Source organism: Citricoccus sp. I39-566, from assembly GCF_031432995.1.
Classification (GTDB): domain Bacteria; phylum Actinomycetota; class Actinomycetes; order Actinomycetales; family Micrococcaceae; genus Citricoccus; species Citricoccus nitrophenolicus_A.
Genome location: NZ_CP133842.1, coordinates 1,102,920 through 1,118,100 on the forward strand (window position 1 = coordinate 1,102,920; position 15,181 = coordinate 1,118,100).

General features: G+C 71.8%; 13 protein-coding genes. 6 read left to right on the top strand and 7 right to left on the bottom strand.

The window, feature by feature from the left end; all coding sequences use genetic code 11:
- Nucleotides 1-51 precede the first annotated feature (51 nt).
- Genes RE421_RS05220 through RE421_RS05230 form a run of 3 tightly spaced genes read left to right on the top strand, consistent with a single transcriptional unit; the run spans nucleotide 52 to nucleotide 3,798 of the window.
- Nucleotides 52-1,215 (top strand): thiamine pyrophosphate-dependent enzyme, encoded by a 1,164-nt coding sequence (locus RE421_RS05220; RefSeq protein ID WP_309815426.1) that lies wholly within the window; start codon nucleotides 52-54, stop codon nucleotides 1,213-1,215.
- Nucleotides 1,212-2,372 (top strand): alpha-ketoacid dehydrogenase subunit beta, encoded by a 1,161-nt coding sequence (locus RE421_RS05225; RefSeq protein WP_396134584.1) that lies wholly within the window; start codon nucleotides 1,212-1,214, stop codon nucleotides 2,370-2,372. The genes RE421_RS05220 and RE421_RS05225 overlap by 4 nt, the downstream gene beginning before the upstream one ends.
- Before the next feature lies 1 nt (nucleotide 2,373).
- Nucleotides 2,374-3,798 carry a dihydrolipoamide acetyltransferase family protein gene (locus tag RE421_RS05230; RefSeq protein WP_309815430.1) on the top strand — a complete coding sequence of 475 codons (1,425 nt, stop codon included), beginning with the start codon at nucleotides 2,374-2,376 and terminating at the stop codon, nucleotides 3,796-3,798.
- A gap of 22 nt (nucleotides 3,799-3,820) precedes the next feature.
- Here RE421_RS05230 and RE421_RS05235 read toward each other — a convergent pair whose 3' ends face one another.
- The 4 genes from RE421_RS05235 to RE421_RS05250 all read right to left on the bottom strand — a co-directional run bounded on the left by RE421_RS05235 (nucleotide 3,821) and on the right by RE421_RS05250 (nucleotide 6,818).
- Nucleotides 3,821-4,126: a type II toxin-antitoxin system RelE/ParE family toxin gene (locus RE421_RS05235; protein ID WP_309815434.1), complete on the bottom strand. Its 306-nt coding sequence runs from the start codon at nucleotides 4,124-4,126 to the stop codon at nucleotides 3,821-3,823.
- Nucleotides 4,123-4,377 (bottom strand): ribbon-helix-helix protein, CopG family, encoded by a 255-nt coding sequence (locus RE421_RS05240; protein WP_309815437.1) that lies wholly within the window; start codon nucleotides 4,375-4,377, stop codon nucleotides 4,123-4,125. Before RE421_RS05240 ends, RE421_RS05235 begins: the two co-directional genes overlap by 4 nt.
- Before the next feature lie 24 nt (nucleotides 4,378-4,401).
- The gene (locus tag RE421_RS05245; RefSeq protein ID WP_309815440.1) at nucleotides 4,402-6,072 is read right to left on the bottom strand and encodes an IucA/IucC family protein; all 1,671 of its coding nucleotides are present in this window, start codon (nucleotides 6,070-6,072) and stop codon (nucleotides 4,402-4,404) included.
- A gap of 236 nt (nucleotides 6,073-6,308) precedes the next feature.
- Nucleotides 6,309-6,818 carry a hypothetical protein gene (locus tag RE421_RS05250; protein WP_309815442.1) on the bottom strand — a complete coding sequence of 170 codons (510 nt, stop codon included), beginning with the start codon at nucleotides 6,816-6,818 and terminating at the stop codon, nucleotides 6,309-6,311.
- Nucleotides 6,819-7,006: 188 nt separating this feature from the next.
- Between RE421_RS05250 and RE421_RS05255 the strand changes: the two genes are divergently transcribed.
- Together RE421_RS05255 and RE421_RS05260 are read left to right on the top strand one after the other, a co-directional pair.
- The gene (locus tag RE421_RS05255; RefSeq protein WP_309815445.1) at nucleotides 7,007-8,473 is read left to right on the top strand and encodes a helix-turn-helix domain-containing protein; all 1,467 of its coding nucleotides are present in this window, start codon (nucleotides 7,007-7,009) and stop codon (nucleotides 8,471-8,473) included.
- A gap of 152 nt (nucleotides 8,474-8,625) precedes the next feature.
- Nucleotides 8,626-9,174 (top strand): CarD family transcriptional regulator, encoded by a 549-nt coding sequence (locus RE421_RS05260; RefSeq protein ID WP_309815446.1) that lies wholly within the window; start codon nucleotides 8,626-8,628, stop codon nucleotides 9,172-9,174.
- Nucleotides 9,175-9,246: 72 nt separating this feature from the next.
- On the opposite strand, the gene RE421_RS05265 is transcribed toward RE421_RS05260, so the two are convergent.
- The gene (locus RE421_RS05265; protein WP_309815449.1) at nucleotides 9,247-9,993 is read right to left on the bottom strand and encodes a PIG-L deacetylase family protein; all 747 of its coding nucleotides are present in this window, start codon (nucleotides 9,991-9,993) and stop codon (nucleotides 9,247-9,249) included.
- Between the two features lie 118 nt (nucleotides 9,994-10,111).
- Between RE421_RS05265 and RE421_RS05270 the strand changes: the two genes are divergently transcribed.
- Nucleotides 10,112-11,023 carry an SDR family oxidoreductase gene (locus tag RE421_RS05270; protein ID WP_396134586.1) on the top strand — a complete coding sequence of 304 codons (912 nt, stop codon included), beginning with the start codon at nucleotides 10,112-10,114 and terminating at the stop codon, nucleotides 11,021-11,023.
- Nucleotides 11,024-11,033: 10 nt separating this feature from the next.
- Here the strand turns inward: RE421_RS05270 and RE421_RS05275 are convergent, their stop codons facing one another.
- Together RE421_RS05275 and RE421_RS05280 are read right to left on the bottom strand one after the other, a co-directional pair.
- Nucleotides 11,034-12,587, bottom strand: coding sequence for a TIGR01777 family oxidoreductase (locus tag RE421_RS05275; RefSeq protein ID WP_309815453.1), 1,554 nt, complete (start codon nucleotides 12,585-12,587; stop codon nucleotides 11,034-11,036).
- 46 nt (nucleotides 12,588-12,633) lie between these two features.
- On the bottom strand, nucleotides 12,634-15,162 hold the full coding sequence (locus RE421_RS05280) for an S-layer homology domain-containing protein (protein WP_309815456.1): 2,529 nt from the start codon (nucleotides 15,160-15,162) through the stop codon (nucleotides 12,634-12,636).
- Nucleotides 15,163-15,181 lie beyond the last annotated feature (19 nt).

Here is a 15,181-nt window from a genome sequence, read left to right on the forward strand (position 1 = left end):
ACCTGACCCACATTGCGGCGCACGGGCCGGTGGGAGACCCCAGGAGGAACGATGAGCGACGACGTCCGCACCGACATCAGCGACACCGCCCGGAGCTTCGGCATCTCGCCCGAGGACTACATGCTCCCCTCCCGGCACCTGATCCGGATGGTGGACCAGGACGGGAACCTGCTGCCCGCGGCGGCACAGGGCACCGAGCCGGGACATGAATACCCGATCCCCGCCGACGACGCCCTGCTGCAGGCCTACCGCAAGCTCGTGACGGGCCGGCGCATCAACGACCAGAACTCGGCGCTGGTCCGTCAGGGGCGGATGGCGGTCTATCCGTCCAGCCACGGGCAGGAGGCCTGCCAGGTGGCGGCGGCCGCCTGCCTGGCCGAGGGGGACTGGCTGTTCCCCACCTACCGGGACACCGTCGCCGTGATCTCCCGCGGCGTGGACCCGATGGACGTGATGACCATCTTCCGTGGCGACTGGCACGGCGGCTACGACCCGCAGCGGGAGAGGGTCGGCATCCAGTCCACCCCGCTGACCACCCAGCTGCTGCACGGCGTCGGCGTGGCCCATGCCGCCCGGCTGCGCGGCGAGGACACCGTAGTGGTGGCCCTGTGCGGGGACGGCGCCACCAGCGAGGGGGACTTCCACGAGGCCCTGAACTTTGCGGCCGTCTTCCAGCTGCCGGTGGTCTTCTTCGTGCAGAACAACCAGTACGCGATCTCCGTGCCCCTGGCCCGCCAGACCGTCGCGCCCTCCCTGGCGCACAAGGCCGTCGGCTACGGCATGGCCGGCGAGCGCGTGGACGGCAACGACCTGGTGGCGCTGCTGTCCGTGCTGGAGCGCGGCGTCCGGCTGGTCCGCTCCGGGGCCGGTCCGCTGCTGGTGGAGGCCCACACCTATCGCATCCAGGCCCACACCAATGCCGACGACGCCACCCGCTACCGCGACGACGCGGAGGTCAGCGAGTGGCTGGCCAAGGACCCGGTCAAGCGGATGCGGACGTACCTGAGCGGCCGCGGCCTGCTCACGGAGGACCTGCAGGCGCAGTTCGAGCGGGAGGCCGAGGAGGTGGCGCAGTCCCTGCGGGACGGCATGAACCGGGAGTCCGCCCCGGACCCCCAAGAGCTGTTCCGGCACGTCTACACAGTCCCCACGCCCCAGCTGGCCGAGCAGGCGGACCGGCTGGCCGAGGAACTGTCCCGTGAGGAGGCATCATGAGCACCACCGAGAACATCGGCGCCGTGGAGGTGGCCGTCGAGGCCGCCCGGGAGTCCGCCACCCGGGCCGGCGGCGCCGGGATCCCGCCGGAGCGCCCGGAGTCGCCAAGACAGCCGGTGCGGACCGGACCGGTCACCATGGCCAAGGCGCTCAACGCGGCCCTGGCCGATGCGATGACGGCCGAGGCCGGCGTCGTGGTGTTCGGCGAGGACGTGGGCACCCTGGGCGGGGTCTTCCGCATCACCGACGGGCTGGCCGAGCGCTTCGGCACCGGCCGCTGCTTCGACACCCCGCTGGCCGAGTCCGGCATCGCCGGGATGGCGGTGGGCATGGCGATCAACGGGATGCGCCCGGTGATCGAGATGCAGTTCGACGCCTTCGCCTATCCCGCGTTCGAGCAGATCGCCTCGCACATCGCCAAGATGCGCAACCGCACCGGCGGGCGGATGGGGATGCCGATCGTCATCCGCATCCCGTACGCCGGCGGCATCGGCGGGGTGGAGCACCACTGTGACTCCTCCGAGGCGTACTACGCCCACACCCCCGGGCTGAAGGTCGTCACCCCGGCCACCGTGGCGGATGCGTACCTGCTGCTGCGGGCCGCGATCGACTCCGATGACCCCGTGGTGTTCATGGAGCCGAAGAAGCTGTACTTCGCCAAGGACCCGGTGGACCTGGCCGCGCTGCGCGAGCAGTACGACGCCGGCCGGTCCGGTCCCGGTGCCGGTGCGGATCCGCGGGCCGCGCTGGAATCCGGCGGAGCCGCCGTCGCACTCCAGGGCAGCGATGCCACGCTGGTGGCCTACGGTCCGTCCGTGCCCACCGCCCTGGCCGCCGCCGAGGCGGCGCAGGCCGAGGGACGGTCCCTCGAGGTAGTGGACGTGCGGACCATCGTGCCGTTCGATGACGCCACCGTGACCGCCTCGGTGCGGAAGACCGGGCGCGTGGTGGTGATCTCCGAGGAGACCGGCTTCGGCTCGGTGGCCAGCGAGATCGCCGCCCGTCTCCAGGAACGGTGCTTCCATTCGCTGGCCGCCCCGGTGCTGCGGGTGACCGGATTCGACGTGCCGTACCCGGCGCCGAAGCTCGAGCAGTATTTCCTGCCGTCGGTGGACCGCATCCTCGACGCCGTCGACGACCTGCAATGGGAGGACTGAGATGACCGTGCGCACCTTTCTGCTGCCGGACCTGGGGGAGGGGCTGACCGAGGCGGACATCGTCCGGTGGCTCGTCGCCGCCGGGGACACCGTGGCCGTGGACCAGCCGATCGCCGAGGTCGAGACCGCCAAGTCGCTCGTCGAGGTGCCCTGCCCCTTCGCGGGGACGGTGGCGACCCTGCACGCCGAGGCGGGCACCACCCTGGAGGTCGGCCTGCCGCTGCTGTCCGTGGAGGACGGCGTCACCTCGGATGAGGGGAGCGCCGTCGCCCCGGCGGAGGGCGCCCAGCCCTATGGCGAGGAGGAGCTGGCCGGGGCACGCCCGGAGGCGGGTGCCGCGGACGAGGAGGACGGCGGCGGCTCCGGCAACGTCCTGATCGGCTATGGCACCCCGGGTGGCGCCGCGAAGGGCCGCACCCGGCGGCCCCGCCGCCCGGCCCCGGCTACTCCGCCGGCCGCAGCCCCGCCGACTACCTCGACCGAGGTTCCGGCCGCGGAGCCTCGGCAGGCGCCCCGCGTGGTGAATCCCCTTGTGCGCCGACTCGCCCGCGAGCACGGGGTGGACCTCGCCGCCGTGCGGGGGACCGGTCCCGGCGGGCTGGTCCTGCGCGCCGATGTACTCTCCTCCGCCCAGGCCGCCCCCGCTTCGGCACCGGCCGCGTCCGGAGGAGCGTCCTCGGCCCCGGAGCCCACCGAGGCACTGGACCCGCGCACGGGGCTGGCCGTGGCCGGCGTCGAGAAGGTCTCCGGGGTGCGCAAGGTGACCGCGGCCGCCATGACCCGCTCCCGCCACGAAATCCCCGAGGCCACCGTGTGGGTGGACGTGGACGTCACCCCACTGGTCGAGCTGCGGGCACAGATGAAGGCGCGCGGCGACCAGGCCGTGCCCGGACTGCTCGCCTTCGCCTCCCGCTTCGCGCTCGCGGGACTGGCCCGGTACCCCGCGCTGGGGCACCGCTTCGAGGAGGACGGCGCGGGCGGGCACCGGATCGTGGCCTTCGACGGGGTCAACCTCGGTTTCGCCGTGCAGGCCGAGCGCGGCCTCGTGGTGCCCTCGATCCGCGGCGCCCACCGGATGAGCGCGCGCCAGCTGGACGCGGAGCTGCGGCGGCTGACCGAGCTGGCCCGCTCCGGCAAGGCCACCCCGCATGATCTGGGCGGGGGCACCTTCACCATCAACAACTACGGCGTGTTCGGCACCGACGGCTCGGCGGCGATCATCAACCACCCCGAGGCCGCGATCCTCGGTCTGGGGCGGATCATCGACCGACCCTGGGTGGTGGAGGGAGACCTGGCCGTGCGGAAGGTCATGCAGCTGTCCCTCGTCTTCGACCACCGCATCTGTGACGGTGGCACCGCCGGCGGGTTCCTGCGCTATGTGGCCGACTGCTTCGAGAACCCGATGGGGTTGCTGGCCGACCTGTAGGGCGGGTGATCCGCTGAGCTGGTCAGGTGTCCTGGCTTTCGAGGGCGTCCTGACGGTCCCGGCGCGAGTGCAGCACCCGGACGACGAGAAGGTCACCGGTCGCGGTGGGCTGGTAGAAGAGTCCGTAGGGGAAATGGCGCATCCTGGCTCGGCGGAGCGCATCGAACCCCTCCACGGGTGGAGCTCCCCGGGGGAACATCAGAAGCCGTTCCATGGCGGCATCGACTGCGGCCACGAATCTCTCCCCGAAGTCCGGATCGATGTCTGCGTAGTGGTCGGTGGCCTCTTCCAGGTCCCTGACGGCCTCCGGCGTGAGGACCACCGTCATCGGCGGTTCCGCAGTCCGGCGCGGACCTCGCTCCAGTCCTGCAGCGCCTCCGGCTCGGCCTGGGCAGCGTCGAGCGCGGCGACGAGTGCTGCGCGCTCCTCGTCGGTGGGACGGTACGTGGTTTCACCGAAGTGAGTGCGCAGGGCCTCCTGAATGACCTCGGAGCGGCTCCGGTGTTCCACGGCCCGGGCACGTTCCACCAGGTCGTACAGTTCTTCGGGAAGGGTGACCGCCACCTTGCGCACTGCCATGCCGACCTCCTGGGTATGAGTTCATCATACCGCGACGCTGGGGTGTCGTCGAGAGGTGAATGGAGACGCCGCCAAGGGGTTGTCCAGCTCGCCCGCGTAGGCCAGGGAGCCCGCGGGGTCGGCCAGGTCCACCATCTGCCGATTGTTGCGCAGCTGCAGCCGGTTCAGGCAGGACAGTCGGAAGGTGGGCTCCCGCAGGCCCAAGGCGTCGAACCGCTCGACGGACTCCGGGTGCCTGGCCCGGTAGGCGGTGAGCCGCCCGGCGACCACGGCCCAGAACCGCTCCTCGGTGACCAGACCCTCCCGGACCAGCAGGGGAGCCAGGAACCGCAGGAAGCAGTCCACGATGTCCGTGAGGATGGACAGGCCGTGGTCCTCCGGGGCCACCTCGGCGCGCAGCCGCTCCACGGCCTCCGGCAGCGGGGTCCGGCTGCCCAGCACGGCTACCTCCTCGGCCAGGTCCTTCAGCAGCACCCGCTCCGGGACGCCGTCCCGCAGCACCAGGATGACGTTCTCGCCGTGCGGCATGAACACCAGGTCGTGCGCCACGAGGCAGTGCACCAATGGCACCAGGTAGGCGTCCAGGTAGCGTTCCAGCCAGTCCTCCGCGGCCAGCCCCGAGCGGCGGATCCAGGCCCCGGCCAGCGAGGCACCGTCCGCGTCCGTGTGCAGCAGGGAGGCCATGGTGGCCAGCTGCTCGCCCTCGCCGATCCGGCCCACCGGGGATTCGCGCCACAGGGCGGCGAGCATCTTGCGGTACGCGGAATCCTTCTCCGTGGCGGCGTGGAACAGTGGATTGGCGTATCCCACGGCCGCCACCTCGCGCAGCAGCTGCACCCGGCCCGGGTCCAGCGCCGGGTCGTCGGCGAACAGTCCGGCCAGCCAGTCGTTGATGGCGGGGGTGGCGTCCATGTAGGCCGCGGACAGCCCGCGCAGGAAGCCCATGTTCAGCACGGACAGGGCCGTCTTGACGTAGTGCCGCTGCGGCCGGGAGCGGTTGAAGAACGTCCGGATGGACTGCTGGGGCTGGTAAAGGTCCTCCGTGGCCCCCAGGTGCACCAGGTGCCCGGTGGCCACGTCGCCCGCGAAGGTGACGGCGAGGCGGTTCCGCCACTGCCACAGGTGCACGGGCAGCGGGACGAAGTCCCTCGGTTCCAGCCCGGTGCCCCGGCAGACCTCCGCCAGCCGGGCGCGGAACACAGCGCGCAGCTCCGGGCCCAGCTCGGCGTCCAGCAGCGCGTCCAGGTCGAGTCCGTGCACCGAGGAGAACCGGGCGCGTGAGGTGTGCGCGGCCACCCATTCCAGCGTCAGGGCAGAGCCGGTCTCCGGGGCCAGGTCGAGGTAGTCCCCGGTCCCCAGCCCCAGCCGGCCGTTGTTGGCCACGAAGCAGGGGTGCCCCTCCGTCATGGCGGCCTCGAGGCGCTGGAAGTCCGCCACGGCGTCCCCGGTGCCCGCGGCCAGCTCGGCGGAGGTGGCGGTGGAGTGCAGCTGCTTGTAGCAGTGCGAGGCCAGCGTGCTGCCGATCTCCTCCAGGTACACCGGCAGCTGCGCCGCGGAGATCCCGAGCGCCTGACGGTGGGCCGAGATGAAGTCGCAGACATCGGGAGCCACGGGCCCCGCGCCGGACGGTTCGACGCCGGTCGGCCCGGCCCCCTGGTCCGGTCGCGTCTGGCAGGTGCTCGAGTCCGGGTCCACGTCCCAGTGGTCCAGGGCATAGCGCCGGGCCCGGAACCGGTACGTCCGCCCCGCCGACTCGAGGACCCAGCCCCCGTCATCCCCGGTGGGCCGGGGATCCAGGATCCGTTCGTGGCTGAACTCGCCGATCGCCTTGGCGAGCAGGTGGCGGTTCGCGGCCGAGGGATATTAAAGGCACAGCGATGGGGGGTCTTCACAGTGGACGATCGGCCAGCCGGTCGGTCAGTGAGCCGCGGTCAGGACCCGGCCGTGGCGGCGTTCGCAGCGGCGTCTGCGGTGGGGTCCGGGAGGCCCGCCGAAGAGATGCCGAAATAGGCGGACGTCAGGTCCTCAACAGCGGACGGGTCCATGAAGGTGGCCATGCCCCAGGCCATCAGTGCGCAGAGCAGCACGCTGGCGACGATCCAGATCACGGACAGACGGCCGAGGAGTCGCACTTCGCGGATCGCCTCGGGATCTCCGTCCTGGGTCAGGGTGGTCCAGTGGAGACGGGCGCGCTCGCCGGGGCGCAGTGCCAGGGTGCCGCCGTTGATCCGGTTGGGGGCGGTGTCCGAGGTGCCGTCGCGCAGGGTCGCCACCGTCTGGCCGGCGCGGTGGTCCTGGCGGAGGCGGAGGATCCGATCTCCGTGCCGGGCCAGGAGGATGTCCTCGCCGAGGGTCCCCGTCGTGGTGCCGGCGACGGGCCGGACGCTCAGGCGCCACGTGGAGCGCGTGGGCGCGTGGCGGGGTGGTTCGGGCGTCCTCATGATCCGACCATAGGCCGAGGCGCGGGCCCCGATCCTCGGAATGGCGGGCTTTGTCGCCAACTTCACCCGTGGATGTGAGCCCACAGACACGAGGCAGCCTGGTATGAAAAGAGACGATCCTTCGCGACCGGTTGCATGTTTCGCTTGTTCTCCTTCAAAGGATCGCGGATATTGACTATGCTTCGGTGATGGCCATCACCACGAATGCCCCCCGTCCGGCGGCTGCCCCCGATCTCGACCCCGTGGTGCTCGGGCGGCGCCTGCGCCACCTGCGCAAGGAGGCGGGACTGACTCTGGACCAGGCCGCCGAGGCCGTGGGGGCCACCGGCTCCCACCTCTCCCTCGTGGAGAACGGCAAGCGCGAACCCCGGCTCTCCCTGGTCTCCAAGCTGGCCGGCCTCCACGGCACCACGGTCGAGGAGCTGCTGGCCACCGAGGCGCCCAGCCGGCGGGCGGCCCTGGAGATCGCCGTGGAGAAGGCCCAGCGGACCGAGCACTACGCCAGCCTCGGGCTGCCGCAGATCAAGATCTCGCCGCGGACGCCCACCGAGGTGCTCGAGGTCATCGCCGGGTTGGAATCGGAGCTGAATCGGCGCATGGAGGAACAGGCGGCCACCCCGGAGGAGGCCCGGCGGGCTAACTCCGAGCTGCGGCAGGAGATGAAGGAACGCAACAACCACTATCCGGAACTGGAGCGTCAAGCGCAGAGCCTGCTGGACGCCGTCGGGCATTCCGGGGGTCCCCTGAGCCACCACGCCGCCGCCGACCTGGCGGAACACCTGGGGTTCACGGTGCACTCGGTCTCCAACCTGCCCCACTCCACCCGCTCCGTGACGGACCTGAAGAACAAGCGCTTCTACCTGGCTCGGGCCCGGAACCCGGACCACGACCTCCGCTCCGTGCTGCTGCAGGCGATCGGCTCCTATGTGCTGGGCCACGGGGAGCCGGCGGACTACTCAGACTTCCTGCGCCAGCGGGTCTACACGAACTACTTCGCGGCGGCGCTGATGATGCCGCAGAAGGAGACCGTGAGGTTCCTCAAGAGCGCCAAGGCCCAGCGAGACCTCGCGATCGAGGACGTGAGGGATGCCTTCGGCGTCTCCTATGAGTCCGCGGCCCACCGCTTCACCAACCTGGCCACCGAACACCTCGGCATCACGTGCCACTTCCAGAAGGTCCACGAGTCCGGGATCATCCACAAGGCCTACGAGAACGACGGCGTCTCCTTCCCCGCCGACCACACCGGGGCGATCGAGGGCCAGCAGGTCTGCCGGAACTGGACCTCCCGCCAGGTGTTCGGGGTGGGGGACCGGTTCCGCGCCTTCAACCAGTACACCGACACCCCGGCCGGAACCTACTGGTGCACCGCCGTGGTGGAGGGCCATTCCTCCGGGTTCTACTCTCTGTCCATCGGGCTGCCCTTCGAGCACGCCCGCTGGTTCCGCGGAGCGGACACCACCTCGCGCTCCGTGTCCCGGTGCCCGGATCCCACGTGCTGCCGCGTGCCCTCCCCGGACCTGGAGGCCGATTGGGGCGGGCACGCCTGGCCCGCGGCCCGCGCCAACGCGCACCTGCTGGCGGCCCTGCCCGCGGGGGCGTTCCCCGGCGTGGACGAGGTCGAGGTCTTCGAGTTCCTCCGCGCCCAGGAGCGGTGACCGCGCCGCGGGGGAGAAGCCTAGGCCACGCAACGCCACATGTCCCGCATTTGTGAGAAAATGGTGGTCAGCCAAACTCACGGAAGGCACCCGGCCCGAGGACGGGTCAGGTGCTGGGGGAGGCCTTCGCACCGAAGGAAAGTGACGTATACATGCAGTTGAGCCCCGGCAAGCTTGTTGTTCACCCCCACCACGGTCCCGCGGCGGTCACGAACCGTACGCAGCGCACCGTGAAGGGGACGGAGGTGACCTACATCGAGCTCACCATCCGGAGCAACAACCTGGTGGTGTCCATCCCGGAGTCCAAGGTGGAGGAGATCGGCGTGCGCGAGGTCTACGGCCTCGCCCACCTGCGGACGCTGCTCGAGGTGGTGCAGGAGCCCAGCGGCGTGGAGGAGAAGCAGTGGTCTCGCCGGATGAAGGCCAACCAGGAGAAGGTGGCCTCCGGACTGCTGGAGCAGATCGCCGAGGTGGTCCGGGACCTGGGCCGCCGCCGGGACACCAAGGGGCTGTCCATGGCGGAGAAGGACCTCTTCCGCAGCGCCCAGGCCCCGCTGGCCGCCGAGGTCGCCCTGGCCCTGGACGTCTCCGAGGACGAGGCCGTGGAGGTCATCGACGCCGTGGCCAACGGCGCCTCCCTGGACGAGCTGGGCTTCGCCGCGGACGGCTTCGCCACGGGCGCCGAGCCCGCCATGGCCTGACGACGTCCTCCATCTGAGTCCCACGCTTTGGCCCTCATCCCTGTGGACGGGGGCCACTTCGTGGGACTCAGTTTATGAGCCCAGCCCGCCGAGGTCGTACACCCGGAACACCACCGCATGGTCCACGCCCGCGCGCACGCCGCCGCCCCGCAGGATCTCTGGGATGAACTCCTCCGGCTTCGGGTGGCCGGTCACGTGCTGCAGATAGGCCTCGTGGCGGTTCAGGGAGGCGACGGCGGCGCTCACCGCCGCCTCCTCCACGGCCGCCGCGTGGGTCGGGCGTTCGTGCCCGGCCACCAGCAGGGCGGAGGTGTGCCACGTCGAAAGGCCCTCCACCTCGGCCAGTTCGCGGAAGACCCAGGGGTTGTCCGCGTCCCGGACGGCGTCCACCACGGCCAGCCCGGCCGCGCGGTGGTCGGCCTGGTTCAGTCCGCCATAGGCCTCGAGGTCGAAGTTCGCGGTGACCACGGCGTCGGGTCGGACCGTGCGGACCACGCGGGCGATGTCCCGCCGCAGGGCCAGCCCGTACTCCAGCATCCCGTCCGGGTGGCCGAGGATCAGCAGGTCGCCCACGCCCACCTCATCGCAGGCGTTGCGCTGCTCGGCGGCCCGGAGGGGTGCGACGACGTCCGGCGGCTCGGCCATGCCGGCCTCGCCCGCGGTGAGCAGCAGGTAGGTGACCTCCACGCCCCGGGCGGACCACGCCGCCACGGCCGCCGAGGTGCCGTATTCCATGTCATCCGGGTGGGCGACCACGCAGAGCACGCGGGACCAGCCGGCGTCGGGGAGCGGGGGGAGCAGCGGTTCGGTGCCCGTCATGGGTTCTCCCGATCTGAGGGTTGCCGTTTCACCCAGCGTACGTGGGTTGCCGGCCCCTGTCGGTGTCCCGCCGCGACCCCTAGGGTGGCAGGAGGACATCAGACGGAGAGGGAACACCATGGACCACGAGGACATGACCCAGGCAGGGCGGCACGCGCGGTCCATGGCGGGATCCGACGGCACCATGCCGCCACAGCAGCAGGAGCCGCCCGGGCTGACGGCGCCGATGGACCCGGTGCCGGACCACGGGGAGTCCAGTTGGATCGGCCGCGGACGGCTGGAGGGACTCAAGGCGCTCATCACCGGCGGGGACTCGGGCATCGGCCGGGCCGTGGCGATCGCCTTCGCCCGGGAGGGCGCGGACGTGGCCATCAACTATCTGCCAGAGGAGGCCGAGGACGCCTCGGACACCATCGGCTGGATCGACAAGGCCGGCCGGAACGCCGTCGCCGTCCCCGGGGACCTGCGGGACGAGGACGCCTGCCGGCGGATCGCCGAGGACGCCGTGGCGGGGCTGGGCGGCCTGAACATCCTGGTCAACAACGCCGGCTACCACTGGGCCCGCGGCGAACCGGGGCTCGGCGGGCTGCGCACCGAGGACCTGGACCGCGCCGTGAAGACCAACCTCTACGGGACGCTGTGGCTCAGCCGGGCCTGCCTGCCGCACCTTGCGGCCGGGGACAGCATCATCATCACGACGTCGGTCCAGGCCTACCAGCCCTCGGAGACGATGATCGACTACGCCGCCACCAAGGCGGCCCTGAACAACGTGACGGCCAACCTGGCCGGGGAGCTGGGGTCCCAGGGCATCCGGGTGAACGCGGTGGCGCCCGGGCCGGTGTGGACTCCGTTGCAGCCGGCCACCAAGGAGCCCGAGGCGGTGTCCCACATGGGCGCGGACACGCCCCTGGGTCGGATCGGCCAGCCGGCGGAACTCGCGGGGGCCTATGTGTTCCTGGCCAGCCCGGCGGAGGCCAGCTTCGTCTCCGGTGCGGTGCTCGGCGTCACCGGGGGGCTGCCGGTCTTCTGAGCGGCCGGACTTAGCGCCCCAGCACGTGCCGGAGGGCGGCGTCCAGTCGGGTGTGGCGGAAGGCGTACCCCGCGTCGAGGGCGCGGTCCGCGCGGGCCTTCTGGTCCGCCTCGACGAGCAGCCGGTTGCCCTCGGAGCCCAGGACGGCCGTGGGTGCGGCCGCCGGCAGGGGGACGGCGGCGGGTCGGCGGAGCACGGTGCCGAGGGTGGCGGCGAAGTCGCGTGACCGCACCGGGTGCGGGGCCACGCCGTTGACCGGGCCGTGCACCTCCGCGTCCAGGGTGGCGTGCGCGAAGAGTCCCACGATGTCCTCGATCGAGATCCAGCTCTGCCACGGGTCGCGGTCCTTCCCCGTGCCCAGCGGGCCGCCGGCTCCGAGCAGGAACAGCGGCAGCACCTGCTGCAGGATGCCGCCCGCCGGCGTCAGGACCAGGCCCGTGCGGATCATGGCCGTCCGCACTCCGGCCCGCGTGGCAGGGGCCGCGGCCCGTTCCCACTGCTGGCACACCTCGGCGAGGAAGTCGTCGCCGGGCGGATCGTCCTCCCGCAGCCCCTCACCGTCCGGACCGGCGCCGGCCCCGGCACCGTAGTAGCCGATCGCCGAGGCATTGACCAGCGAGCGCTGACGGCCGTCCGCGGCCAGTACCGCCAGGGTGCGCGCGAGCAGTCCCGTGGCGGACAGCCGGGACTGCAGCATCTCGGTCCGGTGGGCCTCGGTCAGCCGTCCGCCGATCGTCTCCCCGGAGAGGTTGACCACCACGTCCACGTCCCGGAGGGCCTCGGTCTCCAGCCGGCCGGCGGCCGGGTCCCAGGAGACGGTGTCCGCGGACGAGGTAGTCCCGCTGCGGGAGCCGCCCCGGACGAGCCGGATTACCCGGTGGCCGCCCCCGGTGAGCAGGGCGCACAGCTGCGCGCCGATCAGTCCGCTGGCCCCGGAGACCGCGATGGTCAGCGGGCCGCCGCGGCCGGAGGTCAGGCCGGCGTGGAAGTCCAGGTCACCGCGCAGCTGGGCGGCGCGGAAGTCGAACTGACGCTCCAGCTCCTCCTCGAGGCGCTCCTCCGTCCACCGGCCGGCGCGGGACCAGGCGGCACCCTTGCGGCGCAGCACGGCACCGGCGGGCAGCTCGTACTCGATGTGGTCCACCACCACGCAGCCGGGCCGGCCCGTGGCGGTGTCCGCCTCGCCGGGAGCGGCCTCCTCGAAGGTGTGCGTGTGGACCCAGGACCGCAGCGGGCCGGAGGACATCTCGTCGCGGAACATGTGGCCCGGCTCCAGCGCCGTGTGACGCGAGGTCCACGGTGCCTCGGGGGCGAACCACTGGGGCAGCCGGAAGGGCAGGACGGTCTTGGCCAGGCCCGCGGCGGACTCCAGCCCCAGGCCCAGCGAGCCCGGGGCGCCCACGCCCAATCGGGCGACGGAGCCGACGTCGAGCCCCTCCGGTTCCCGGCGCACCGAGCCGGCGAACGGCGGCGTCAGACGGACCAGCGCACCCGGGCGGGAGTGCCAGGTGAACACGGTGGAACGGTCGTGGGGGACCAGGGTGCGGCGTTCGAAGACGGGCATGCGCCCACTCTTCCACACTCGTCCTGATCCCCCACGGAAAGTGCGGTCACTCGGCAGCGGACTGGCCGGTCTCGTCGGACTGGTCGGACTGGTCGGACTGGTCGAACTGGTGGAGCACCACCGCGACCTCAGCGCGGTGGATCGGCGCGTGCGGGCGGAACGTGCCGTCCTCGTAGCCGGTCACGACTCCCCGGGCCGCGGCCCAGGCGATGGCCTCGGCATGCGAGCTGTCCGGGTCCACGTCCGGGAAGTCCGTCCCCTCCCCGGCCGCCTCGGCACCGGAGGCGCGGTGGAGGAAGGACACGAACTCGGCGCGAGTCACCTCGCCGCCGGAGCGGAACGTGCCGTCGCCGTAGCCGGTGGCCACCCCGTTCTCCACGGCCCAGGTGATGGCGTCGTAGAAGCTCGAGTCCGCGGTGACATCGGAGAAGTCCTCGCCGGCGCCGGGCGCGCCGTCCCGGTAGCGGTACAGGAAGGCCAGCGACTCGCCGCGGGAGATGTCCCTGAACTTGCCGTAGGTGCCGTCCGCGTAGCCGGTGGTGATGCCCTGCTCCTGCATCCAGCGCACCGGGGCGTAGTACTGCGATCCGTCCGGGTTGTCCGAGAAGTCCTCCGTGGCGGGCGCCTCGGTGCCGTCGCGGTCCACGGTGAAGGTGACCACGTCGTCGTAGACGCGGCGCTCGGTCCCCACGAGGTTGTACTCGCTGTCCAGCTGCGGGAAGACGTACACCGGCGTCATGGTGACCTCGGTGGAGTCGCCCACGTGCTTCAGGTCGAGCTGCAGGTGGCCGTAGTGCAGGCCCCCGTCCTCCAGTTGCAGCACGCCGTCCCGCTCCACCCACGTCTCGGGCTCGTCGGCGGCGGCCATCCACTCCGAGGAGGTGTTGAAGCGGATCGGCTCGTAGACGCCGTCCTCGTCGGCGGCCAGCTGCTCGCCGCGCAGGCCGTCCGCGGCCACGCCCACGTCGAAGGAGTGGAAGCCCTCGCCGTCGCCGTCCTCGTCCACCCAGGAACGCTCGAACATCTCGTCATGCCCGGAGATCACGGCGGAGACGCCGTACTCCTCGAACATCGGGGTGTAGGCGCGCATGGCCACCCCCGACTGATTGTCCGGGTGCTCGTGGTTCGGCGGGGTGCCGTGCACGCCGTTGGAGTAGCCGGCGTGGTGGAACTGGACCAGGACGACCTGGTCCTTCTCGCGGGCGTCGGCCAGCTGCTCCTGCGCCCAGGCCCACTGGGCGGTGCCCTCGTTGAGGTTGGGCAGGTCCACGTCCTCGTCCGTGGATCCGGGGAAGAGGTCCTTGAAGGCCTGCGTGTAGGTCTCCATCGTGAACATGCCCTGGGTGTCCGTGGAGAGGTTCTCCCCGGTCAGGTTGGTGTCGTCCCCGGAGAAGACCGGTCCGGACAGCTCCCCGGTGGCGGTGTCCTCGTCCGGGACGCCGTTGGTGGAGTCCAGGGTCAGGATGGTGACCGGACCGTGGTCCGTGCGGTAGTAGGAGCCGCGGTATTGCGGGTTCTCCGGGTCGGCGCCCTCGCCGGTGCGCTCGAAGTAGGCGTGGTACTTGTTCCGGGAGACCACGGCGGGGGACTGGTCCTCGGCCGTGCCGTAGCCGCCGTTCAGCGCGGCGAAGGTCTCCCAGTTGCCCAGGGCGGTGAGCAGCGGGACCCGGGATGCCAGGTCGCCGTGCTCGCCGGCGAAGTACCCGAAGAACTCGTCCCAGGCCGGCTGGTAGCCCGCACCCTGGGCCAGGTCGCCGGCCACCATCATCAGGTCGGGCTCGGCCGCCTCGATGTGCTTCAGGTTCTCCTTCAGCGCGGTGTCCTGGTCCAGGGGGTAGTTCAGGGTGAAGGAGCCGTAGCGGGTGGCGTGGCCGAACTTCTGGTCCCAGGCGGAGCCCTCGCCGGGGCGCTGCAGGGAGTCCTCGGTGTAGCCGTTGGCCGGGGAGAGCTCCCACTCCCGGTGCTCCATGCGGCCGTAGGGCTCGGTCTCGGTGTCCGAGAAGGCCACGATCCGCAGCTCCTCCCAGTCGTCCCCGGGTGCCGCCGTGAAGCTCGCCTCGTGGGTGTCCGGGCCCTGGTCCACGGTGTAGGAGATCTCGGCCCCGGGGGACAGGCCCGGGATTCTCACCCGGTGCTTGTAGTTCCCCGCGCCCTTGAGCCAAGAGCCCTGCTCCAGGCCGCTGATCTCCTGGTCGAGCTCGGCCCGGGTGTAGCCCAGCAGCGGCTGGTGCTCCGGCGTGGAGGTCAGGGTGAGGCTCTCCTGGCCCTGGTCCGGATAGTCCACCACCAGGGTGCCGGGGGTCCCGGTCTCCGAGAACCAGACCACGTCCACGGACTCGGCGGAGGGCTCCATCAGGTACGGCAGGACGCGGAACCCCGGGGATGTGGGCCGGGGGCTGGAGTCCGTGATGGCGGCGGCCTCGGCCGCCGCTGCCACGGCATCGGGCGCGGGCAGGGTCCCGACGGCGGCGGCCGGCCCGGCCGTGGCGGTTCCGGCGAGCACGGCGGCCGCCAACAGGCCGACGCCGGTGCGGCGTCGGGAACGGGCGGGGCGCGCGGGATCGTGCTGGGACATGGGGTCCTCCCTGGAGGGT

Excerpts from the sequence above, each read along its gene's own strand:
- RE421_RS05220 (WP_309815426.1), top strand. The coding sequence starts at position 52 with ATGAGCGACGACGTCCGCACCGACATCAGCGACACCGCCCGGAGCTTC.
- RE421_RS05235 (WP_309815434.1), bottom strand. The coding sequence starts at position 4,126 with ATGACGGTGGTCCTCACGCCGGAGGCCGTCAGGGACCTGGAAGAGGCC.
- RE421_RS05225 (WP_396134584.1), top strand. The coding sequence starts at position 1,212 with ATGAGCACCACCGAGAACATCGGCGCCGTGGAGGTGGCCGTCGAGGCC.
- RE421_RS05255 (WP_309815445.1), top strand. The coding sequence starts at position 7,007 with ATGGCCATCACCACGAATGCCCCCCGTCCGGCGGCTGCCCCCGATCTC.
- RE421_RS05240 (WP_309815437.1), bottom strand. The coding sequence starts at position 4,377 with ATGGCAGTGCGCAAGGTGGCGGTCACCCTTCCCGAAGAACTGTACGAC.
- RE421_RS05230 (WP_309815430.1), top strand. The coding sequence starts at position 2,374 with ATGACCGTGCGCACCTTTCTGCTGCCGGACCTGGGGGAGGGGCTGACC.
- RE421_RS05275 (WP_309815453.1), bottom strand. The coding sequence starts at position 12,587 with ATGCCCGTCTTCGAACGCCGCACCCTGGTCCCCCACGACCGTTCCACC.
- RE421_RS05260 (WP_309815446.1), top strand. The coding sequence starts at position 8,626 with ATGCAGTTGAGCCCCGGCAAGCTTGTTGTTCACCCCCACCACGGTCCC.
- RE421_RS05280 (WP_309815456.1), bottom strand. The coding sequence starts at position 15,162 with ATGTCCCAGCACGATCCCGCGCGCCCCGCCCGTTCCCGACGCCGCACC.
- RE421_RS05250 (WP_309815442.1), bottom strand. The coding sequence starts at position 6,818 with ATGAGGACGCCCGAACCACCCCGCCACGCGCCCACGCGCTCCACGTGG.
- RE421_RS05270 (WP_396134586.1), top strand. The coding sequence starts at position 10,112 with ATGGACCACGAGGACATGACCCAGGCAGGGCGGCACGCGCGGTCCATG.
- RE421_RS05265 (WP_309815449.1), bottom strand. The coding sequence starts at position 9,993 with ATGACGGGCACCGAACCGCTGCTCCCCCCGCTCCCCGACGCCGGCTGG.